The 21,549-nt window shown below is 41.9% G+C and carries 31 protein-coding genes; 3 read left to right on the forward strand and 28 right to left on the reverse strand.

Annotation, left to right across the window (positions count from 1 at the left end):
• Window positions 1-55: 55 nt before the first annotated feature.
• The 25 genes from AC4E8A_RS13610 to AC4E8A_RS13730 all read right to left on the reverse strand — a co-directional run bounded on the left by AC4E8A_RS13610 (window position 56) and on the right by AC4E8A_RS13730 (window position 17,188).
• Window positions 56-1,066, reverse strand: coding sequence for an ABC transporter permease (locus tag AC4E8A_RS13610; protein WP_490193683.1), 1,011 nt, complete (start codon window positions 1,064-1,066; stop codon window positions 56-58).
• Window positions 1,066-1,938: an ABC transporter permease subunit gene (locus tag AC4E8A_RS13615; RefSeq protein WP_490193684.1), complete on the reverse strand. Its 873-nt coding sequence runs from the start codon at window positions 1,936-1,938 to the stop codon at window positions 1,066-1,068. Before AC4E8A_RS13615 ends, AC4E8A_RS13610 begins: the two co-directional genes overlap by 1 nt.
• Before the next feature lie 12 nt (window positions 1,939-1,950).
• Window positions 1,951-2,625 carry a hypothetical protein gene (locus AC4E8A_RS13620; RefSeq protein ID WP_490193685.1) on the reverse strand — a complete coding sequence of 225 codons (675 nt, stop codon included), beginning with the start codon at window positions 2,623-2,625 and terminating at the stop codon, window positions 1,951-1,953.
• Window positions 2,615-3,157: an RNA polymerase sigma factor gene (locus tag AC4E8A_RS13625; protein ID WP_490193686.1), complete on the reverse strand. Its 543-nt coding sequence runs from the start codon at window positions 3,155-3,157 to the stop codon at window positions 2,615-2,617. The genes AC4E8A_RS13620 and AC4E8A_RS13625 overlap by 11 nt, the downstream gene beginning before the upstream one ends.
• 314 nt (window positions 3,158-3,471) lie before the next feature.
• Complete coding sequence (locus AC4E8A_RS13630; protein ID WP_490193687.1) at window positions 3,472-4,479, reverse strand: LCP family protein; 1,008 nt, start codon at window positions 4,477-4,479, stop codon at window positions 3,472-3,474.
• Complete coding sequence (locus AC4E8A_RS13635; protein WP_490193688.1) at window positions 4,472-4,996, reverse strand: sigma-70 family RNA polymerase sigma factor; 525 nt, start codon at window positions 4,994-4,996, stop codon at window positions 4,472-4,474. The genes AC4E8A_RS13630 and AC4E8A_RS13635 overlap by 8 nt, the downstream gene beginning before the upstream one ends.
• 209 nt (window positions 4,997-5,205) lie before the next feature.
• Window positions 5,206-6,045, reverse strand: coding sequence for an STAS domain-containing protein (locus tag AC4E8A_RS13640; protein ID WP_490193689.1), 840 nt, complete (start codon window positions 6,043-6,045; stop codon window positions 5,206-5,208).
• Window positions 6,046-6,251: 206 nt separating this feature from the next.
• A complete protein-coding gene (locus AC4E8A_RS13645) occupies window positions 6,252-6,638 on the reverse strand; it encodes a VOC family protein (protein ID WP_490193690.1) in 387 nt (128 codons plus the stop codon).
• 483 nt (window positions 6,639-7,121) lie between these two features.
• The gene (locus tag AC4E8A_RS13650) at window positions 7,122-7,655 is read right to left on the reverse strand and encodes a 2'-5' RNA ligase family protein (RefSeq protein ID WP_490193691.1); all 534 of its coding nucleotides are present in this window, start codon (window positions 7,653-7,655) and stop codon (window positions 7,122-7,124) included.
• Window positions 7,656-7,857: 202 nt separating this feature from the next.
• Entirely contained in the window at window positions 7,858-8,397 is a 540-nt protein-coding gene (locus tag AC4E8A_RS13655; RefSeq protein WP_490193692.1) for a GNAT family N-acetyltransferase, read from the reverse strand.
• A 236-nt stretch (window positions 8,398-8,633) separates the two neighbouring features.
• Window positions 8,634-9,212 carry a GNAT family N-acetyltransferase gene (locus AC4E8A_RS13660; protein WP_490193693.1) on the reverse strand — a complete coding sequence of 193 codons (579 nt, stop codon included), beginning with the start codon at window positions 9,210-9,212 and terminating at the stop codon, window positions 8,634-8,636.
• The gene (locus AC4E8A_RS13665) at window positions 9,199-9,768 is read right to left on the reverse strand and encodes a 2'-5' RNA ligase family protein (RefSeq protein WP_490193694.1); all 570 of its coding nucleotides are present in this window, start codon (window positions 9,766-9,768) and stop codon (window positions 9,199-9,201) included. Before AC4E8A_RS13665 ends, AC4E8A_RS13660 begins: the two co-directional genes overlap by 14 nt.
• A gap of 75 nt (window positions 9,769-9,843) precedes the next feature.
• Window positions 9,844-10,305 (reverse strand): GNAT family N-acetyltransferase, encoded by a 462-nt coding sequence (locus tag AC4E8A_RS13670; RefSeq protein WP_490193695.1) that lies wholly within the window; start codon window positions 10,303-10,305, stop codon window positions 9,844-9,846.
• A complete protein-coding gene (locus AC4E8A_RS13675; protein WP_490193696.1) occupies window positions 10,302-10,718 on the reverse strand; it encodes an NUDIX hydrolase in 417 nt (138 codons plus the stop codon). The genes AC4E8A_RS13670 and AC4E8A_RS13675 overlap by 4 nt, the downstream gene beginning before the upstream one ends.
• Window positions 10,719-10,739: 21 nt before the next feature.
• On the reverse strand, window positions 10,740-11,105 hold the full coding sequence (locus AC4E8A_RS13680; protein WP_490193697.1) for a cupin domain-containing protein: 366 nt from the start codon (window positions 11,103-11,105) through the stop codon (window positions 10,740-10,742).
• Window positions 11,106-11,121: 16 nt separating this feature from the next.
• The gene (locus tag AC4E8A_RS13685) at window positions 11,122-11,301 is read right to left on the reverse strand and encodes a hypothetical protein (protein WP_490193698.1); all 180 of its coding nucleotides are present in this window, start codon (window positions 11,299-11,301) and stop codon (window positions 11,122-11,124) included.
• A gap of 24 nt (window positions 11,302-11,325) precedes the next feature.
• On the reverse strand, window positions 11,326-12,345 hold the full coding sequence (locus tag AC4E8A_RS13690; RefSeq protein ID WP_490193699.1) for a serine hydrolase domain-containing protein: 1,020 nt from the start codon (window positions 12,343-12,345) through the stop codon (window positions 11,326-11,328).
• Window positions 12,346-12,377: 32 nt separating this feature from the next.
• Window positions 12,378-12,812: a hypothetical protein gene (locus AC4E8A_RS13695; RefSeq protein ID WP_490193700.1), complete on the reverse strand. Its 435-nt coding sequence runs from the start codon at window positions 12,810-12,812 to the stop codon at window positions 12,378-12,380.
• 160 nt (window positions 12,813-12,972) lie between these two features.
• Window positions 12,973-13,194, reverse strand: coding sequence for a hypothetical protein (locus AC4E8A_RS13700; protein WP_490193701.1), 222 nt, complete (start codon window positions 13,192-13,194; stop codon window positions 12,973-12,975).
• Between the two features lie 203 nt (window positions 13,195-13,397).
• Entirely contained in the window at window positions 13,398-13,823 is a 426-nt protein-coding gene (locus tag AC4E8A_RS13705; protein ID WP_490193702.1) for a DUF1801 domain-containing protein, read from the reverse strand.
• Between the two features lie 21 nt (window positions 13,824-13,844).
• A complete protein-coding gene (locus tag AC4E8A_RS13710; protein ID WP_490193703.1) occupies window positions 13,845-14,792 on the reverse strand; it encodes an alpha/beta fold hydrolase in 948 nt (315 codons plus the stop codon).
• A gap of 16 nt (window positions 14,793-14,808) precedes the next feature.
• On the reverse strand, window positions 14,809-15,339 hold the full coding sequence (locus AC4E8A_RS13715; protein WP_490193704.1) for a histidine phosphatase family protein: 531 nt from the start codon (window positions 15,337-15,339) through the stop codon (window positions 14,809-14,811).
• Window positions 15,336-15,848: a GNAT family N-acetyltransferase gene (locus AC4E8A_RS13720; RefSeq protein WP_490193705.1), complete on the reverse strand. Its 513-nt coding sequence runs from the start codon at window positions 15,846-15,848 to the stop codon at window positions 15,336-15,338. Before AC4E8A_RS13720 ends, AC4E8A_RS13715 begins: the two co-directional genes overlap by 4 nt.
• A gap of 14 nt (window positions 15,849-15,862) precedes the next feature.
• Window positions 15,863-16,432, reverse strand: a complete 570-nt coding sequence (locus tag AC4E8A_RS13725) for an HAD-IIIA family hydrolase (RefSeq protein WP_490193706.1) — start codon at window positions 16,430-16,432, stop codon at window positions 15,863-15,865.
• A gap of 591 nt (window positions 16,433-17,023) precedes the next feature.
• Entirely contained in the window at window positions 17,024-17,188 is a 165-nt protein-coding gene (locus AC4E8A_RS13730; RefSeq protein ID WP_490193707.1) for a hypothetical protein, read from the reverse strand.
• A gap of 109 nt (window positions 17,189-17,297) precedes the next feature.
• On the opposite strand from AC4E8A_RS13730, the gene AC4E8A_RS13735 reads away from it, so the two are divergent.
• From AC4E8A_RS13735 to AC4E8A_RS13745, 3 genes are all read left to right on the forward strand, one after another.
• The gene (locus AC4E8A_RS13735) at window positions 17,298-17,747 is read left to right on the forward strand and encodes an OsmC family protein (RefSeq protein WP_490193708.1); all 450 of its coding nucleotides are present in this window, start codon (window positions 17,298-17,300) and stop codon (window positions 17,745-17,747) included.
• A gap of 130 nt (window positions 17,748-17,877) precedes the next feature.
• Window positions 17,878-18,255 carry an SET domain-containing protein gene (locus AC4E8A_RS13740; protein ID WP_490193709.1) on the forward strand — a complete coding sequence of 126 codons (378 nt, stop codon included), beginning with the start codon at window positions 17,878-17,880 and terminating at the stop codon, window positions 18,253-18,255.
• A gap of 70 nt (window positions 18,256-18,325) precedes the next feature.
• Window positions 18,326-18,901: a VanZ family protein gene (locus AC4E8A_RS13745; RefSeq protein WP_490193710.1), complete on the forward strand. Its 576-nt coding sequence runs from the start codon at window positions 18,326-18,328 to the stop codon at window positions 18,899-18,901.
• 40 nt (window positions 18,902-18,941) lie between these two features.
• Here AC4E8A_RS13745 and AC4E8A_RS13750 read toward each other — a convergent pair whose 3' ends face one another.
• The 3 genes from AC4E8A_RS13750 to AC4E8A_RS13760 are packed head-to-tail and all read right to left on the reverse strand — an operon-like array spanning window position 18,942 to window position 21,425.
• Window positions 18,942-19,493: a hypothetical protein gene (locus AC4E8A_RS13750; RefSeq protein WP_490193711.1), complete on the reverse strand. Its 552-nt coding sequence runs from the start codon at window positions 19,491-19,493 to the stop codon at window positions 18,942-18,944.
• A gap of 15 nt (window positions 19,494-19,508) precedes the next feature.
• Window positions 19,509-20,279: a nucleotidyltransferase domain-containing protein gene (locus tag AC4E8A_RS13755; protein ID WP_490193712.1), complete on the reverse strand. Its 771-nt coding sequence runs from the start codon at window positions 20,277-20,279 to the stop codon at window positions 19,509-19,511.
• Window positions 20,280-20,291: 12 nt separating this feature from the next.
• Entirely contained in the window at window positions 20,292-21,425 is a 1,134-nt protein-coding gene (locus tag AC4E8A_RS13760; protein WP_490193713.1) for a M20 family metallopeptidase, read from the reverse strand.
• Window positions 21,426-21,549: the final 124 nt, after the last annotated feature.

Consider the following 21,549-nt stretch of genomic DNA (forward strand, 5'->3'; position numbering starts at 1 on the left):
TAATTCAAATTTCAATAAAAAAAGACGTCTTTAGGTAGAACGTCCTTTCAATAAGCTATAATTCAACTCTCGTAAAATCGGATTCCTGGACTTCCCTGACCTCCGGTTGAGTCTCCAAAGAAAGCTTCTTTCTGACCTTTCTACCGTAATAGGAGTAACCTGAAGTTGACTGAATGTATCCCTCCATCATCAATGCAACCGCAAACATCACGGCGGCAAAGAAAAGGATTGGCGTCAGTGGAACCCATGGTGCACCCTGCAGGTAGCGAAAGGTATCGCCAATCAATCCGGACCATTCCATTGTCATCGATTTTGGAGGATCATTTACCAGTTGATAGTCGACATCTGTCCCTCCTAAGAACAATTTTAACAACCCCAAATGAATAAAAATGATCAGCGTCTGCATAACCTGCTGGCCAAATAAAATCACCAGCTTTTCCTTAATGACAGGAAAAATGTGTTTGGTCATAATCCGTAGCTTTCCTGCTCCCAATACTTCCGCACCCGTGATGAATTCACTCTTATAAACCCGGGCAATTTCATTTCCTAAAAGCGAGGATAGAATAGGGACGATCAACAACGTTAAAACAGTGATTTCTATTAAAAATCGTTCCATCATAGAAGTTGAAAATCCCTCAAAAGGCTCCCACAAAACTGGATACAGCAAAAAGTAAGCAAGGATCGATAATGGAATATAATGAAAGGAATCCACTGTCCCGTTAACAAATTTTCTGTACCTTTGGAGGTATATCCCCAGCACGAACCCCAATGGAAGAGAAATAAAAACACGCAAAAGCCCTATAACCAATGCAGTTAGAATCGTATATTTTGCCCCGATGACCACTTTGCCCAGCATATCCAGCCCCAGAGGATCTGTCCCAAATGGATAAGCCCATTGCGGAGAGATCGGTGCTGACTCAACCGGCACACTATCCACCGAAATATAGTAGAGCTTCCGTACTTCATTCCCCCAAAGGAAACTATACACAAAGCTAGTGATCAGCAGCAGGGAAATAAAAAGGAAGCCTGTCAGGAAAAAGGGATGTTTCCATACACTTCTCTTCATTACAGCTCCTCCCCCCTGTTTGCTTTTTTAGAAAGAATGATTTCTCCAACATTATAAAAAAGAAATAACGGAATAAAGACCGATATAATGGCAAGAACGAATAGTACAGGCTGCATAGTAGACATCAAGAATCTTGTAATCCCAGGAATATTGAAAAGAAGCTCGATGACAAATAAATTGGACAGCATGAACCATACCGTCTTCTTGGATTGAAAGAATACACTGATGATGGCATTTCGCAGAACGTGAAAAACAAGGATCATCAATTTCCCGATACCAATTGATCTCGCCAGTAATACGTAGTCTTTCTGGATTTCAGACTCAAACGATATAATTGTCACCCGAAAAAGCTGGATCGCAGGCAGAATGGCAAGAAGGAAAATCGGAAGAAGATAGGCTTTGTCGTCATACGTAGATGCGGTGTTAAAAAGGAGAATTCCCGATTGTTTGTAAACGTATAGTATTGTGAGCTGCGTCAGCATAATGATAAGCAGATCAGGCAGGGACTCCAATAAATAAAAGGCAAGTTTAATCCGCATCCGTATCCTCACCGAGAAAAGCATCGATACCATAGTCAATGCCAGCGCAATAAACAGCGCTAGAAGGAACGATGCAAAAAGGACAGTCAGTGAATAGAAAATCGGGTCGAATAAGTAGGGAAATAAATCCCTTTCCTTCTGCCCCCCGATGACTGTATATTTCAGCGTATGTGGGTGTGTAAAAGCCTTTGCAATATCTTTGATATCAACCCAATATCGATCCAAATAAAGCTGCTCGTCATTCATCCCAGCCAGCAAGGATGGAAGACCGCCGGCAAGGATGATTCCCACAATGGAAATCAGGAAAAAGCCCATCCTCTGCATGATTTTCATATTTCCCCTCCTTTATGGCATGGTGCTCTTCAAACTGCCGAACATCATTTTATTTGCATTTAAATATTCTTTAGCAGCATCTCCATATAAACGGATCCCAGTATAAAGTTCCTTGCCGATAAAATAGTGGTAAACTCCATTCACCTGGCTGCTGCTGTATAAATTTTCGCCTTTTGAACCAATCACCTCTTGTATTCGTTTGCTTTGAAGATGAGGATATAACTCAAGCACCACTACATAGTCTCCTCGTTCATCGGGGACCTTGAAGGCATGCAGGAATGTGCCTTCTCTATCAACTTGGACTTCCTTTTCCTCAATGAGGGTTTCATGATCCTTCTTTATGAACTTCAATTGGATAATTGATCCTTCGGGGAGGGAACTTGCTCCACTAATCACAGCCTTTCCCTTCAGCCTCCTGGTCTGCCCTTGGATAACATCCTGTTTGTAAAAAAAATCAGAATCAGCTGAATCCTTGTGCAGCTGAGGGCTGCTGACAACAAAACTTCCAATTACAGGTGCCAGAATCAATAAGGTACACAGAACGGCAAGATTGTGTTTCAACGAGTGAGAATATTTGTCAATCCATCCCCGCCTGTTGGATTTCCTCCAGACTGTTTGAAATTCAATCGAAGTGTTCTCTCTTTTATCAACTTCCTCGAAAAGGTTTGGAAGATTTTCATCCTTCAACCGTATCTCCCCCATCCTTGTGAAACTTTTGGATGCCCTGGCGGCGAAGTTGGTTCAGGGCTGTATTCAACCTGGATTTAGCGGTTCCCTCAGGAACCCTTAACACCCCTGCTGATTCTTTCATTGTCAATCCGAGATAAAAATGCAAAATAATAATCTCCCTGCTTTTAATCGAGAGCCGTTTCACCGTATCCCAAAGTTCTTTCACTTCTTCATTTCTCATGAAGATCTCTTCAATCGAGTTGATTTGATCATCCCCAATGAAATCGGTAAAAAAGGAAAAGGTATTGATCCATTTCTGCTTCCTCATGACTGATCGGGTGACGTTAATAGTAATCGTATAGATCCAGGGCTTTATCGGACGCTTTCGATCATATGTATGATAGTTAGTCAGGACCCTGATGAATGTCTCCTGTGTAATATCATCTGCCAAGCTTCGCGACCTGGTCAGCATCAGTGCTGTCCTGTATACATAGTCTTTATATTCATTAAACAATCCTTCAGCTTCTGATTCACTGAGTGGCAGGCTCATGCCATCCCCCTTTCCACTTCTTTTCTCTTTATTACTTACCTGACGGGAAAATAGTTCGGTGTTTTTGAAAATTTATTTATTTTATTTTCAGACTGTGATTTTCATAACCTCGATTCCCTATCACATCATGGGATTTCCACCCCTATTCATTCGTATTCTACAAAAAAAGAGAACTTCCTTAAGAAGGGTTTCCCGGTTTCACTCCTTTATTGAATTTGGCACAGACCCAACCGCAAAAGTCACTTCGTTCATCCTTACACTGAAATACCCCGGGCATAAAGCTCCCCGGGGTATTTCTCATCAGAAACCAAACCTTATTCGAAAGATAGTAACTCCTCCTTGATCCGCTCTTCCGCACCCTCTTTGAACTGAAGGAAATATTCTTTATTAATTGTTACTGGTTCCAATTCTTCTCTAATGGAAACGGTCTCCATACTATTTAATTTGGTACCGGCCAATTCAGCAAAGATCTTAGTCAGATCACCATTTGTCTCTGCACCTTCGAGAAGTGCATTCGCCCTTGTAGGAGGCAGGTGTGTCAGCAGATTTCTCAGGACTTCTTCAGCCAAATCCAGACGGTCTTGTTCATTCCAATCATTTGGAGGTTCATTTGATGTGCTGTGGGCTGATAGAAGTGCAACAGCTTTATTTCCGTCAAGGTAGTTTGGACCTTTTTCCATTGTTATTTGTTTTCCATCCAAAGAAAGTAAAATTTTACTTTCATCCAGGTTGAATACGGTTTCCCCCATAGTGTTCAACAGCGTTTTAAATTCATCCGATTTTACAGCCACATAGTAATCGACCGGCAGATTCAACGCTTTGGAAAGGGATTTCCTGACTGCTTCCCCGCCATTCCCATAAGCAAAAACGCTGGTCAGATTTTTGTTGCCTTCCTCTATCCCGTCCGTACCTTTAAAAGGGACTGCCATTTCCCTCGGAAGGGACGTCATATTAATGCTGCCTTTTCGATTATCATAGGTAATGAGCAAATTTACATCTGTTCTATCGTCCTCATTTGCCAGTAACATCAACAATGAGCTGTATCGACTTTGTTCCATCGCTGCCTGATCATCAGAACGGTCAGCATTACGAATGCTTTCTCCGCCAATCAAGGAGTAGGCCAGGACGACTGAAAGGGTCAAAAGCACTGCCATGGCCATTAATGGAGCTGCACGGTGACGGAATGCCTGGAAGCTGGTTGGTTGTTTCCTTCTCTGCTCTTCTTCAATCTTGTGGAAAACCTTTTCTCTATCCTCTTGAGTGAAACTGAGGTCGGTATTATGAAATTCATTTAACGACTTTTCTAAATCTTTTTCATTCATATACTTCGGCCTCCTCCAATTTGATCTTCAACTTTTGCTTTGCTCTTCGCAGTCTGGTCTTGACGGTATTGACCCCAAGCTCAGTCACCTCGGCAACCTCTTCGATATTCAGGGAGTCGAAATAATATAGGTAGATGACTTCCCTGTATTTTTTTGGAAGTGACAGGACGATATTCTTGATTTCCTTATGTTTGGCTTCCTTCAGTACGGATGTTTCGGCAGACGGCAGCAGGGACTTTGTATTTTCCTGTATGTAATCCACCACCTGCACCTTTTTATGATTCCAGCTTTTTAAATAATCTTTGCATTCATTGATGGTAATGCGGTACAGCCACGTCTTCATCTTAGATTCTCCCCTGAATGACTCAAGTTTCTTGTAACACTTTACAAACGTATTCTGGGAAATATCTTTTGCGATATCAACATCTTTTACATAGGAATAAGCAAGTCTGACCAGCTCATCGCCATACTCAGTCATGATTTCTTCCAGTAACAAGTTTCGTTTGCTTTTCTCCATGCTGCAGCTCCCTTTTCCCCTCACCTTGTCTATGAATTTCTTATTTGACGATTGATGAGGCATAAAAAGTTTCATTTTCATTGAAAATTTCTATTTTTTTCTAATACACTCCTATAAATCATTCGCACTTACCCAATTATTTCAAAATAGTACAGCTTATACAATAAAAAAAGAGCCGATCAGCTCATCGGCTCTTTACCATTGATTGATTAACCCTTGTCAACTACAAGGTGTTCTGTTAACGTCTGCTGCAGGGTCCCTTTGGTTTTCACTTGCCTGTCAAAAGCTACTCCGGCGTTGATCATTTTTCTGACAAGCTCCGCACGAAGACCTGTAAGGACGGCTTTACAGCCCATCATTTGAATGCCATTCAGGATCTTTTCAAATTGAACGATGACATCCAATTCCATTTCAGCTATTCCTGAGAGATCGATAATAAGAGTTTGGATTCTCATATTTCCGATGCCCGTTAATACTTTCTCTTCCAATGTATTTATCCGATAGGTATCCACCATGCCGATCAGCGGAAGCACTGCAGTTGCACTATTTATAGGAATAATAGGCACGGATAGATTCTCGACAAGCTGCCTTTGGGACATCAACTGCTGATCTTTGTAATCAGAGTAACTGATGAAAAAGGTATTCAGGAACTGATCGACCCGGTCATTGATCCTTTTCTCCAATTCAAAGAATTTTTCACGTGGAAACTCTTGATTTCCATTTTTTCTGTCATATTTATACAGGAAGTACCACAGAGTCCTTCTGATGGCGTGCACCCATTCAAGCTTGAAGGCAAGTGTCAGGGAATGCTGGGCCCAGGCGATTCCCTCTATTTTTGCGAACTCCACTAATTCATCTTCTCTGTTCTTGGCGATGAAGAGAGCCAGCTTCTCTGCATTTTTCAGAAGATCGATGTTTCCTTTTTCTAATATATCATTGATTTTATTTCTAACGTTTACAGCTTCATACAGAAGCTTTTCCTTGAAGCTTTCTCTATTTTCTGATATGAATCCTGCAATCTCTTCTTTATCTGTAAAATCTGCACCCATAAAAAACACGCTCCTTTAATTAACCAAGATATAAACCTTATTCTTTGTGAATCTCTTGAGAGAATACTCAAGGTATATGTATAAGGAATTCGACGGACATCTCTGGAAAATACCGCTGCCCTCCTTGTATCACCGTCCTTTACCCATAATCCCCAAAGCCTAAACCTGTTTTTATACTTTTTTCTCCCTGAAAAAATCTCATTGATTCAAACAGGGGACACCAGTTCAACTTTTATTCTGTCTGGATCTTCAAAGAAAACAGCGTAATAGTCTTTTCCACCAGCAAAAGGGTGTTTATCTGGATATAGAATCTTCACTCCCCTGCTTCTCAATTTGTTCATCACTTCATCGACGTGCCCCCTGGATATGGCATGAAATGCAAGATGGTTAAGTCCCACCCTGCAGCGATGATACGGGATGTCCTGGAATCGCTCCTCGGCCTGAACAAACACAATATATGTCCCGTCCAGTTTCCAGCTTTGCCCTTTCTCCCATTCCTGATAGGGATGGTAACCGATTTCCTCCAAGAACCACCCCCAGAATTCACTAGACTTCTTAATATCAGATACATATAGTTCTACATGATGCAGCACAATTTCCCCTCCTCCCTTTTCCTTTGGCTGTTTTCGCATATATAAATTGATTGCTTCCGGAAAAATCCTAAAAGCCGGATTTTCCCCTGCATACTACGTTTTTCACTCTGAACGAAGAGAGAAGCTCTTTTCTCTTTTGCTAAGGCTGTTTTCGCATATATTGTTGCTTTTGGAAAAATCCCAAAAGCCGGATTTTTCCCTTGCATACTACGTTTTTCTCGCTCTGAACGAAGAGAGAAGCTCTTTTCTATCTTGTTAAACAGGGTTTTTTCTGGTTCATTACTCCATTATCTTTTGGAATGAATATCAGATAGCAACAAAGTTTACGAAAAACTCCCATGACGGTGCTTCCCGCCGCCACCATCTATCATTAAAATAACCGTTGCCCTAACAGGATTGCTAAACAGGGTTTTTTCCGGTTCATTGCTCCACTATCTTTCGGCATTATTATCAACTAGCAACAAAGTTCACGAAAAGAGCCTTTCATTTTAAGGTGACACTGTGAATGACTGGTGCCATTTTGCCTTGTACCTTTATTAAAGCTATCTTTGTTATTCTGCCTGCAGATGTATCTATTCTACTCTGACAGTAAGTGAACGCCTCGGCTAATTTTCCCAAACTCAGTCTGTTGGCAAGCGTACAGTGTGGTATCCACCGTCCCGGTAAATAGAAAGAGGATGAAGCATCATTATATCCCGAAAACGCCTGATGGTGCTTCCTATGCAGGGTATACAAATCTTCCGTCATAACGGGCGATAGGTAGAGTGCTCCTGATTTTAAAAAAGATCCAAGCGAGTTGAAAAGGATGTCAATGCCTTCCTTGCCTCTGTATAATTCATCCAGCTCTTGTACAAACGGACTCTCATCTAAATACTCGTAGCTTGCCAATGTCAAATGGGGTATCCTATCCTCGATTTCCTTCGCATAAAAAGAAATGGCCACCTCACTCAATTCCTGCCAGAGGTTTCTGATAAAATCGTCTGTTTTTTCATCAAATAGTGCTATAACCGCATACAACTTCTTTTTCCTCCCTTCAACAAGAACTGTACATAACGGCTATCTACAGGTAAGGAGATATCCTTCATCAGCCAATGAAGTTTATGATCTTGTCCCTCCAAAGTATATAGTTCTCATCGGCATCCTCATTCAGCTGGCAGCCAGAAGCAAGGATGATGATGAGCTTGGGGAAGAAAGATTAATCTCTACAACTTGAATTCTCTTATCGATCCCATTCATGTTCCAGTATGGAATAAAGGTGCGAGTCCCTCCATCCGTCGTTCATTTTCAGATGATCCCTTAAGGTGCCTTCTTTTGTCATACCCGCTTTTTCTAAGACTTTGGTGGATGCAGCATTTTCAGGATGGCAGGTAGCATAGATCCTATGAAATGATAATTGTTTGAATCCATATCCAATTAACAATCTGGCTGCTTCGGTCGCAAAACCTTTCCCCCAGAATTTTGGATTGATTAGGTAACCGATTTCTCCGGATTGATTGCAGGCATCCCTCACGTTTATCTCAGCTGCACCTATTAATGTATGGTCTTTCAGTGTTTCAATCACAAACAAGAACCGTGATTGTGGAGTCCTTTTTGCATCGTCCATCGCTTTGTGCACGAAGTCTATTGTTTCGGCCTCAGAGTTGGGACCCCAAGCCTGAAACTTGCTTACTTCTGCTCTCGAGGCATAATCATGAATTTCCGGCCAATCCGTTTCTTTAAGTTCACGTAGCAGGATCCTTTGTCCTCTAATGCTCTTCATATCTGTATCATCCTATTGAAAAAGCTCTTTTTGCACACTTTGTCTCTGATTAAAACGATTTTTATGAAATATGGGCAACATTCATCTAAAAAACCTTGGGGAACAAAAAAGATAGGGGGCATCTCTCTGGTAAGAGAAACAAATTCTAGTACCCAGGGGAAATTCCGCAACACCCGTTCCTGGGAAACCCCTTTGCCAAAAGGGATCCTTTTGGCTGCAGACTCTTTCTCTTCTTGTTAGTTTGTATAATCTCCATAACGGCTGCCCCGTTCAATCCATTCTTTCCTCAACATTCCATAAATATAGCGGTTATGATACTGTTCATTCAGAAACTCATAATCCCTGATAACGCCTTCCCTCTTTAATCCAAGACGTTCAGCAACGGCTTTACTCTTTTCATTTTTCTCGGCCATGTTGATTTCTACCTTGTTTAATTTACATACTTCAAAAGCATGCGTTATAAAGCACTCGCAGGATTTCGTTACAAGACCCTTTCCTGCAAACCTGCTTCCGAGCCAATACCCGATTTCTGTTTTTCTTGCAGAAGAATCAATATATAAATACCCAATCGCTCCTGCCAATTCATTCCGGTACCATATCCCAGCCCAAAAGCCATTATCCTTTTCATATCTCGTTAAAGATTTCTCTATAAAAACCTTCGAATCTTCGACCGAATGTGTTTTGCCAGGAAAAGAAAGCCATTTCCCAAGCCACTCCCGATTCGCATCAACCAGTGCAAACAATAAAGAGGCCTGATCAGGATATAATAGGGAAATATGTATCTCGTCATCAATCCTGTATTCAACCATGTCCATCTGCCGCTTCCTTCAAAGGAATTGTAAGCACAATAGGCGCTTCGATTTGGCTGCCATTGTCTTCAGCCAATTCTATCAGGGCGATTTCAGTGATTCTCCCTTTAATCAAATCATTCCTTCTCAAGCAGTACTGGAACGCCTTAGCCAGCTCTTCTTCGGCCAACTTATTTGCAAGGGTGCAGTGAGGGATCCATTTCCCCGGCCCATAAAGCTCATTTGCAGAAGGGTTGTCAGCCTTGAAAAAGGTATAATGGGACGCATGAAAATCAAGAAGTTCTGTTGTAACAGTAGGAGAAAAGAATAGCGTGCCGTAATTTAAAAAAGAGCCGAGCATATTGAAACTGATCTCGATTTGATTTTTACCGCTATAAAGTTTTTTCATTCCTTTGATAAATTCTTGTTTATCGATCTCAGAATAGCTTGCCAGCGTTATATGCGGCCGGCCATCCTTAATCTCATCCGCATAAAAAGAAATGGATTCTTTACGTAATTCGTTCCATATTGTTTTAATTAATTGTTCTGTTTGATCATCAAATAATGCTGCAACCCAGTACATCAAACCTCTCCTGTCATTCCATTTTTGGCATTCCTTTGCCGGTCCTGATATTCTTTCGTGGTTGGCATTCTTTCCCTATGTCAATTCCATTTCAAACATCACCATATCCAGCGCCCTTATTCCATTTTCGAAGATCGGCTCAGGATAGTCTGAAAAGAAATCTTTTCTAATCTCTTTCATTCTGAAACCCACTTTCTGGTAAAAGGCAATAGTATCAAGGCTCGAATTCGCAGTCCCAACAATCACTTTTTTTACACCCTTTTTCTTATAGAGGGATAAGGCTTCCATAATGATTTTTTTACCTAGTCCCCAGCCTCTGTACTCGGACATCAAAGCAATATTTTTCAATTCAATTGTCGACACATCGACAGTGGTGAATACCATCACACCGGCAAGCCCATCATAACTATTAAGGGCATACAAATCACTCTCGTTGAGATACTGATTGACTGCCTTCTCGCTTTCATCAGCCATCAGCAACAATGGAAGGTACTCTTTCCTGTTTTCTGAAGGAACAAAAGATAATGTAAGTTTCAACCTTTACCTGCTTTCCCGAAGATACGCAAGGAACTTACCATATCTGTAAAGGCGTCATGTATTCGTTGTCTGTTCCAAGGGTGCATTTCCTTTGGAAGTGAATCAAGGGCAAAATATCCAATTTGGCCAATTTCTCTATTTGGGACAAATGGTCCTTCTTCCAGTATTTCTGCCCTGAACAAAAGGACAAGGTCATCTTTTTCAGGCGCGGAGTATATACCAACAAAGTCCACAACTTCTGCCTTGCAGCCTGTTTCTTCGAATATCTCCCTTTCAACCCCTTTAACAGGCGATTCATTTTCATCCAAGTGGCCGCCGGGCAGCGTCCAGTTGCGTGAACCATAATTCAACTTGACACAAAGGATTTCATTTTCTGGATTTTTCACAACTGCAAATACTCCTACTGAAGGCATACCCATCACCCCAACCTTTTCTTATATCCACACATCATTTTCGGCAGTAAGATCTCCATCTGCATCACCCGTATTCACAGTGCCTTTGGGTTCTATCAGCAAGATGTGGCACTCTTTTTCGGCATAGGGTTTATGTTCAACCCCTTTTGGGACAACGAACAATTCTCCTTTCCGGAGCCTCACACCACCATCACGGAATTGGATGGCCATTTCCCCTTCAATCACAATGAAAACTTCATCTGTGCCTTTATGATCATGCCCGATGAATTCTCCTTCGATTTTGACCATTTTAAACTGATAGTCATTCATTTCGGCTATCACTTTCGGAGACCAGTGTTCTGTAAACAGGCTTAGCTTCTCATTGAAATTAATAGATTTATTGCTCATTAGATTTCGCCTCCTCTTATCCATCTCCTATTTCAAACCAATATAAGTAGCTCAACAGGAGAAAGCCAGACACAAAAATAATCAAAGCATGCCACTTCGTTAATCCCTTGGAAGGCTTTTTTGTCCCTTTAAAATAAAACAGAAATCCTCCAATCAGAAAAAATAGATATCCTGTTAACTTCATGACTATTTCCATGAGAAACCTCCTATTTAAACTCCTTTACTTACTGACCTGTTCTTCTATTGCCTTCATAATCGGAAAAGCACCGCTGCTTAGATTGGACAATACCGTGGCGATCGCTTTCGAATTGGGATAGCAAGCTGAATGAAAGCAGACTCCAGGATCATAGCCCATTATATGGTACTTGGAAATGATTCCATCCTTGCTGTCGATCCAGACACCGAAACCATACTGGGCACCCTCTTTCATCTTTACATGAGGGGTCAGCAGGAACTGGGTCGTTTCCTGGTTTAACAGTCTGTTGTTCATAAGCGCCTCCCAGAACTTCACCATATCCCTCGCCGTTGTATAGGCTCCTCCATCGGGACCTCCTTTAATAGGAATAGAGTAAATATTGGTTTTGAGCTGTCCTTTCCCGGCCTCTACATACCCATAGGCCGTGTTGTTTGGCAGGTTATCCATTGAAAAATACCCGGAGGAAGACATTCCTGCTTTATGAAATATGTGCTGAGTTATATAGTCTGTGAAAGAAGCCCTTGCCTTTTGTTCAACAACCAGCCCTAAAAGGATGTACCCTGCATTGTTGTAATGAAACCTTTCACCCGGTTTGCCTTTCATCGGCTGATCCCTGAACATGGGCAAAAAATCCCCCGGTCCCTGCAGAAGATACATTGGCCGATCCTTCCACAGTTCTGCAAAGTCGTCCATCACATCTTCATCAAAGTAATCAGGTATACCCGAAGTATGAGTTAGCAGCTGGCGGATCGTAATATCCTCATCCCAGTTTGCGAATTCGATATCCAGACAATCTCTCAACCTGGAATCAAAACTTATGATTCCCTTTTCTACCAATTGAGAGACAGCTACTGCCGTAAAAATCTTACAGCCGGACGCAATTCCAAATCTGGTGTCCATATTATTGGCTCTTTCCTCTGTTCTATTTGCGTATCCGGCTGCTTTCTCAATAACCACCTCTTGTTCCCGCTTCACAAGAACCGCACCGGAAAATTGCTCTTTGTCGATTACTTCCTGCACGTCAATTAATTGTTCACTTTTCAAGATAGCCTACTCCTTTAATTTGAAAATATAGATTAGTAGTATTTTTCAAGAAGTTTATAATCCCTTGTCTTTTTGGTGGCGATGCCATGGTCAGCGGTAAATTTATGGAGAGCGATGAAAACCTGTGTTGGTTCATAATCCATCACTCGGATATTCATCCCTTTCTTTACCTTGATTACGGCTTTCTTTTTCGTCCAATCTGCCCTTTTAAAGATAATGGAATTGATTGAATCAGGCGTCATTGTTTTTTTGTATAACCGGAACGATAAGAAAGAAAGCCTGTAGCACATCTGGTGATCCTCTACCTCCAATTGATAGTTGATACCAAGCGCCATCACCAAACATACAAGGAACAGCCACAAAAAGGCATTCAGGACTGGATTGCCAGAAAACCAATCCGAACTGATAAGCAAAAACAAGATTATCAACAGTGAAGGATGCGGTCTTTCAATTCTTGTATAGGTCATTGTAATGTGTATCCTTTCAAATAAAATCACTCAATGAGGAGTATCTTGGTCTTACGGTAAAGAACCCGGTTCATACCCGAGAATGATCAGAAATAGAGTCATCAATGCCGCGGCAGAGGACATGGCTGTCAGGGCGGAAGCACCCCCATGGTTGTCACCATTAATTTCTCTCTTCGGCTTGCTGCTCCAATTCTTTCTCTATCTCTTCATCCGTGATGGAGGAAGAAGGTGAAACACCCTGAACTTCCATGTACTTTCGAATGATCTTCCCTGTTTCAGAATTGTCGATTCCTTTTCTGACAGCTGCTTCGATAACAAGGTAAAGAATATATACGATTAAAAGAAAGCAGGGAATTCCAAGTAGGAATAAGAAAATCTCCATTACAGCACCTCAACCCTTTATTTAATTCAGAATTTTACCATAATAATCCTCTTCTTTGGAGTTTTTTAGGGAAACTTTAAAAAACGTCAGTCCCCCTATTGTTTGGACGACTGCTGCACTATTAAGTTTCAATGCTGAATTTCTTCCATTCTTCAGATCCTATGAAAATTAAAAATGCACCCTTAACGAGTGCATTTCGTTATTCAAGCTTGCTCTGGATACGTCTCCTGAAGGAATTTCACTGATTGGCGAATCAAGTTTTTCAATACCTCTTCATCTACGTCGGCCAGCTTATTTATATACACACATGCCTTCCCGGATGTATGTTTTCCAAATTGTTCAAGGAGCTTTTCCTTGTCAGGATCACCTGTTGCTAAGTACAAACTGATTTTTGCTTTTCTCGGGGAAAAACCCACGAGCGGCGCATCCCCCTCATGACCTGTTTCATACTTGTAGTGGTAGGAACCAAAGCCGATTATGCTTGTCCCCCACATTTTTGCTTCATAGCCGGTCGTCTCCGCGAAGATGTCAAGTAATTTGTAGGCATCTTCCCTTTTTCTTTCATTCTCTACTGCTTCGATAAATTCAATGACACTGCTGTCATTCTCTTTTGTTTTAAGTTTATACAAACTATCCAACTCCTTTTTTATTCATTCCTTATAGTCTGTTTTCCGCCGCCTGACTCCTGTACGATGGATCATCTCTCTGATTGCCTGTATGATAATTTCCGGTTTTTCCACATGAACGGAATGCCCAGTATCCGTCTTGATCATGGTTGTATTTTGAGTCAGTTTCGCCAGGAGCAGTTGATTTTGATTCCATTGATGCGAGGGATTCCTGGCACTGATCACGGTTACAGGAAGGGTGCTTGGAAGAGACTTTGATGCAACCAGCTGGCGAGCAGACCGGGCTGTGTCCCTGAATTCAAAATAAAGGGATTGAAAGGCTCCTGGGGTGTATCCTATGTAGTTTAATGCCTTTTTATTGTCAGGCCCCAATTCTCTTCGTCCCACTTTATGCGCCAGCATTCTTGGAATCCCCATCAGAGATGTTATATAACCTAATCGGGCAAGGCTATTAAACTTCCGGATCCTCTTTTTGTTTTGTTCATTTTGAGTGTACTGGTTTTCATGGGCTGCATCTTCCAATATCAATCCTGCCGTTTCGTCAGGAAAAATACTGGCGAACAGCCTCATGATCATCCCGCCATAAGAATGTCCAACCAATATATATGGGGGCTTTGCCTCAAGGATCGTCAATACTTCCCGTAATTCTTCGACACTTTCCTGGGCAGTCAAAGTCTTCCGTTCCGACCGGCTCCAGCCGTAATTTCCCCTATCATAGGAAATGACCCTGGCAGACTTGGATATTTCCGGTTGCACGAAGCACCAGTCTAGTGAAACAGAGCTTAACCCGGCCTCCACGATCACGGTTGCCGGTCCCGCTCCTGAATCGATCACATGCACATTGGAGTACTTTGTTTTCACCATCTTTCCAGGTGGCGGAACAGAATATACTTTATTCATTGTTAAGTTCCAAACAGTCAAAGGAAAGGCAGCTGCCGCCAATCCAATTCGACAAACATTAGAGAGATTCATATCTTTTCCCTCATTTCTATTTTCCAAAAGAGTATGTATGGAATGCACCATTATCTGATGACCACTTCAGAATATTCCGATCTGCAGGAATCCCTCTAAAGTAGGCGCCAATTCCGCCGGTCGTACACCTGTGGCCAGAGATAAAAATATTGGCCTTTTGTCCATTTAATCCGGCTTCCAGCTCGGTAATAAAATCAAAAATGCGTGCTATAAAATCTTCCTTCCTCTCTAGACCATTATAAATGGAATCATCCGGAAGCAACCCTTTCAATTTCACTTCCTCTTTTTTCAGGCCATCTGCCTCCCCCAAATCGAAAACATCAATCCTGGCATCAATTACAGGATCCCTTCCAGTGGCAATCTTCGCCGTTTCTATTGCTCTCAACTGCGGGGAGGAAACAACCAGATCAAATGTGCTATTCCCTATCAGGGACCTCAAGTTTTCCGCCTGTTCGACTCCTTTGGAATTCAATGGCATCCCCTTCCTGCCCTGAAGCCTTCCTTCTTCGTTCCATTTTGTCTGGCCGTGCCTGACGACATAAATCATGACATTCCACCTGGCTGATGATCATCTAACTTCAGCAACATCCTCAGCATCATTGTTTTATGACCAAACAAGTCATCCTCAAATTTTGATAGAGGATCGAATCCCTTATTTTGATAAAAGACCCTCCCTTTCAAATTTTCTTCTTCCACATTTATAAAAATCATTTTGATGCCCTCTATGGACTCCACTGCCTTTTTCAAAAGCTTTGTTCCTAGTCCCATTCCCTGCATTTCCGGCAGCAGGTATATGGCACCCAATTCTATGTTCCCGTCGACTTTCACCTGTGAAAAATTAGCAAAACCTGCAATTTCTGCTTTTGATTCAACCACATATAAGTAAGATGTTTCCAGCCGCTTCTCCATCATCTCTTTACTATATGCCGATTCCAGGAATCGCTTCTGGATATCACGTGGAATAATTCCTTCATACGTATCATTCCAGCTTTGTTCTGCCACTTTCTGTACAGCTTCAATATCTTTGTATTTCATTTCTCTGATAATAGAATCCATTCCTTTACATCCCCCTAAACGTCAGGTTTCTTTTGCATAAGGTCTTTGGCTATCCAATCAACTGCATCTACCAGGTCATTGGCTATGCAATCCGGATTTACATCAGCCCAGCTGGACCGGTGGGTAGTAAGAGAGGTTCTCCCCCATCCCGTTAAGACCAGTACCTTTCTAGCGCCAACCGTGTCTGCCGCCAGCATATCCGAACTGCCTGTGTCTCCGATTACATAGCATTGTTCAAGGTCCAGGCCATATTTCTTATGTGCCTCCAGCAGGAGACCTGCCCTTGGTTTTTGACACTCGCACCCGTCATCCAGTTTGTGAGGACAATAATAGATATCATCCAAAAATGCCGATCCCTCATACAAGTCAGCTTCCATCCGCATGAATCCTTCCACTAGTTCTTCTTCTGTAAAAAAGCCTCTCCCAACCCTTGTCTGGTTTGTGAACAGAAACACTTTTACTTCGAGATCATTCAGGGTCTTAATGGCATCTGCTGCAAATTCATAGAGTGAAAATTCAAAGGGATGCATTCCGCCACCTGTACCTCCGATTGTTCCATCACGATCCAAAAACACTGCAATCATGGTTTCCACCTCACTTGAACGTACGTCAACTGCTTGATTCTTCTGTTTCGATCATCCAATCTTTTAGCAAACCACTTACCTTTTCTCTTTTCTCCATTGCGAGCATATGTCCTGCCCCGTTTATGAGATAAATTGATGTATTTGTAAATTTTTTGAATATTTCAAACGATCTTCATACCCGCAAATCGAATCGTATTTCCCTACTAGGAAGAGTGCAGGTAACGAAACAGAGTTCTGATTAATGAACGGCTCTCTTTCAAAAAGGCTGTTTTAGGCTTAATTGTGGCATGCGGAAAAATCCCAAGAATCGGATTTCTCCCTTTATTCCATGGATTTTCCCTCGAAAAAAGGAGAGTAGTTCTTTTCTTTCCTGCTCACAAGGGGTTATCCGGTGAATGACCAAGATGTTTAAAAAATAATGCTTACTTCTCCAATCCGACATGAAAAAATCTCTGTTTGCCAGTTCCCTTCCCGTCTGAACCTCTGCCAGGAAACCTTATGCCAACTTTTTGGTTTGGATGATGTACATTGCTTCAAAGAATCTTTTCAGGTCTTCGTTCAAAGTATTAAGGCGAGTGTCATCACGTGTTATCACACTTTTTCAGGCAGGGCAACCCCTTTCACCCTTTCTGTCATTTCATCCATGATGCCTTGGGCAATATAGGCTTCATATGACATCCCAATCAGGTGAAATCTTGTGATCCACTCAATTAGGGTGACGCCAGGACCTCTCTGGAAGCGACACCTTTCTGCCACCGAATGTACTTACTCGCTGCCTTAAATGAATCCTACTTTCATTTTATTTTTCCTCCTGCTTTTGATTCTGCTAAAATAGGGTTACATAACTGGTTGAGGAGGAACTTCAATGGCAGATCATCACTTTCACTTAAAGGCGAACTGGCCTGGTTTGCGTAATGATATAGGAGAGATTGAAACGAAAAATATGAAAACAGCCATCTCAATTCCAAAAGAAATGGATGGTCCCGGTATTGGAACCAACCCTGATGAAATGCTGCTGGGTGCAGCAGCAACCTGCTTCATCATCACTCTTGCAGCGATGATGGAAAGGAGCAGGCTTGAGAAAATCGACCTGACATTGGAGTCAGAAGGTATTGTCGATGTCACCAATGGTGTTATCACCTATAAGAAAATAATCCACCGCCCCCTTATCACTCTCAAGCAAGATGCCTCAGAAAAGGACATGGCTCTCGCTAATAGACTTGCAGAAAAGGCCGAAGCTTCCTGTATGATTACACGAGCCATTAAAGGGAATGTAGAAGTGGAATTACAGGCTGAAGTGGTGAAAGCCGTTTAATAAAGCAAAAAGACACTGATACTATAAATGTGCAGTGTCTTTTCTTTTCCGATAAAATGGTTGATTTCTTATCTGGGAACTGACAAACTTAAGAAACAAGATTTAAACATAATGAATAGTAGGTGATGACATGATTGAAGTCCGAACGTCCAAAATCAGTGACGGAGAATTAAACAGAGGCGTATTTGCCACAAGGGATATTAAAAAGGGAGAATTGATCCATGAAGCTCCTGTGCTTCCCTACCCTAACAAAGAACATGTTTTCATTGAGAAGACCCTTCTTGCTGATTATGCTTTTGAATACGGCATTAATCACAGTGCCATGCTTCTTGGGTACGGAATGCTTTTTAACCATTCTTACGAACCTAATACTACATATGAAATCAATTTCCCCAATTTCACCTTTGATTTCTATGCCTATAAGGACATAAAGGCTGGCGAAGAACTGATGATTAACTATAATGGGGAGGAAGATGACCAGGAGCCCCTTTGGTTTGATAAGAAATAAGCAAATCACATGATATTTGAGGAGTTCTGAAACACTAGCTTTCAGGACTTTTCAAATTAACGGAGGATCCATGAGAAAGAGCCTTATTATTTCACAACTTATTTTTGTGCTTTTATTCCCCGTATGGCTGGAACTGACAAACTATCTTCATTGGATTGTGATAGCAGTGGTATGGTTGTGTTATACCCTATCCGCCATATTTTTCATCTGCCTGTTCAAACAGATTACGTTCTTCTTCAGCAGAAAGCTTTTGCGTATCGCTGGGGTCCTGTATAGTTTCAGTTTAGTAGTGCTCTTATTTATGAGGCCCAGCCAACAGCATTATGAAAGCTATAATCTGGTGCCATTTGAAACAATGACCTTTTACTTTTCAGGGGAGGTTGGTTTCCTGGTAGCTTTTTATAATCTTGCTGCTAATATCGGCCTGTTTATCCCCTTTGGGCTTTATTACCGGTATATGACAAGTAATCCCTCTGCAGGAAGGCTCCTTGTTTATACAATTCTAAGCATCTCCTTAATAGAAAGCTCACAGTTCATCACTCACAGGGGGAGTCTGGACATTGATGATTTACTATTGAATGCAGCCGGCGTCCTTCTGGGATTTATGTTGTTCCCTGTTTCTCAAAAAGTCTTCATACTAAAATAAACAGGCGATTCCATCCTCTGGAACCGCCTTGCAAGTTCATTTATGTATTTTTCCAGACACTCTTATATTTCTTTTGATACTTTTTATCCTGTTCCAATTCAATTAGTTCAAGAGCTTGTTCCTTAAGACTTTCTTCTTTTGTCTGATTATACAGGTCCCTTATCCCCACGAGGATATCATAGCGAATCAATGTATAATTCTTTTCATCCTGGCAATGGTTATAGCGATCAATGAGATGGTTCAAAACCAGCTCTTTTTGCTTGCCGCCAGCCAATCCTACTCTCCAAATCGTTTGCAGGGCATGCCGTGCTGTCACGAACTTCTCATCTTTGGTTACTTCCCATACAGCAGAAAAATCCTCCAGCATCCGGTTTTCCGGGTCGCTGATGGCCAATTGAGAAAGGAATTGCGCTGCCCGGGAACGTTTATGAGGATCGTGATGGGTAAGATCTGCCTTAAGGTGATCCCATACCTCATAAGCCCAGCTTACAGGAGACTTTGTCACTGTCATGATTTCTTGATAAGCCTCATATTGTTCTGTCTTATCGTCTGAATTTAATTTTTCAAATCTGGCTTTGATTGAAATCTCCATCCAAATCCACCTCCTTTACAGTGTTTCCTTCCTTTTTACAATACTTCTGAAAACCTCTTCCACTGTTTCAGTCGGGATACTGAGGTTCTTATGAAACCCAGGGGCTTCTTCCAACAGCCTTTCCATTTCATTGTTTATAAAAATTCCAAGCCATTTCAAACTGCCAGCCAGGGTCTTCTCTCCTGCTTTTTTTAATGCGGCCAGCCTGGCTGCTTCTTCACATATCTTGTGATCCTTTATTGTCTGTTCATACAAAGTTTGAAACTTGATTGGAGGGAAACGTTGATGATCTCTAATCCATATACAGCAAAGCATTCCCCGCAGCAAGTGGATGGTGAGTTTTGTTTTCTTTTCTTCATCTTTCTTCCATCTTATCCAATTCGATTTGGACATCTTCAGGTAATGATAGTAACAGGAGGCGGCCGAAAACAGTTGGTCCTGAATTGGCAGGACCTGTTGGCAGAATAGCTTATCAGCTATTATTTTGTCCTCGGTATGAAGCCATTCCAGCAATGAAGGATTTGACTTTTTTAGCAGTGACATGGCTTTCTTGATGTCCCATCCGCTTAGTTCCAACTCTTCACCAATCTGTTTCTCAATCACGTCCCTCTTCTTGTCAAGCGACAAATACCAATCCAGTGAATGCTTATAAATAAACCTGATATCATAATCACTCTCCGGTGAAGGAAACCCCCATGCCCTGCTTCCCGCTTCGACAGCATAGAGAATTTCGATACCCTGTTTCCGCTCTATATCTTTTAGTTCTTGCAGGATTCGGTTATCCATCAGACAACCACCTCATTGTGATAGACTTTCGATCACTTTAGCTAAAAGAAGAGTCCGTTCCGACAGAGAAGACACTTCAAGGTATTCCTTTTCACTATGGGCGTTACCGCCGACCGGCCCCATTCCGTCAATGGTTGCCACCCCGGCTGCCGAGGTGAAGGAGGCATCTGATCCCCCTCCTGTTGAAGTATCTGTAATTTCGATTCCCAACTCGTCACCTACGGAGATGATCCGTTTCAATAACTCTTTGTTCCGTTTGTTTTTCTCCATCGGAGGCCGATTGATTTCGCCTTCAAGTGTGGTTTCAGTTCCTGGTACATCCGTTTTGGAACAGATTTCTTCCATTTTTTCCTCAACTGATGTTCCCTGGCATGTTTCTGAGATACGGATTTCCATCTGCGCGCTTGCATGGTCGGAAACCGTATTGACGGATGATCCCCCTTCAATCATGCCGACATTCACACTGATCCCGTTCTCATGGTCATTCAATTCGTGCAGCTGGATGACTTTATGGGCAAGCTCTTCTATCGCACTTCTTCCTTTCTCGGGCTCGATCCCCGAATGTGCCGCTCTGCCCGTTACATTCAGCGTATAGTTGCCTTTCCCTCTGCGAGCTGAAACAAGGGAGCCGTCTTTTCTTGCCGGCTCCATGATCAAGGCATATTTTTTCCCTTTGGATGCGCTTTTTATCAGTCCTTTTGAAGAAGGCGATCCAATTTCCTCATCACTGTTCAACATGATTTGGACATTTTTCCACTGGGCAGCTCCTTCTTCTTTCAAGGCTTTCATGGCATACAAAAGGGTGACCAGGCTTGCTTTCATATCAATGACCCCTGGTCCATACGCCCTGTCCCCCTCCAGTCTGAAAGGCCGCTCTAAAGCTGTTCCCTCAGGAAATACCGTATCCATATGGGCTAGGATGAGAATTTCAGTTTCTGATGCATCCTTATGTTTTATCATTAAATGATTGCCAAATTTAATCTGTGGTACCACATCAATGGTATACCCTATCTCTTCATACTTTCTTTTCAAAAGTAATCCTATACGGTCAATTCCAGTTTTGTTCCGCGATCCACTGTCGATATTCACGATTGTTTCAATAAGTTTAAGCATTTCCGACTGCCTGTTCTTTATATATTCTTCCACTTTTACTCTCTCCCAGCTTTCTCCTTAAAACTCTAAAAAACATTTAGTATTCATTATACCATTATGCCCTTGGAGAACGGATTGATTTCCAGTAATAAGAATAGATAAAAAGGAAGGTCCTGCA

The organism is Bacillus sp. SRL337, from assembly GCF_984799155.1.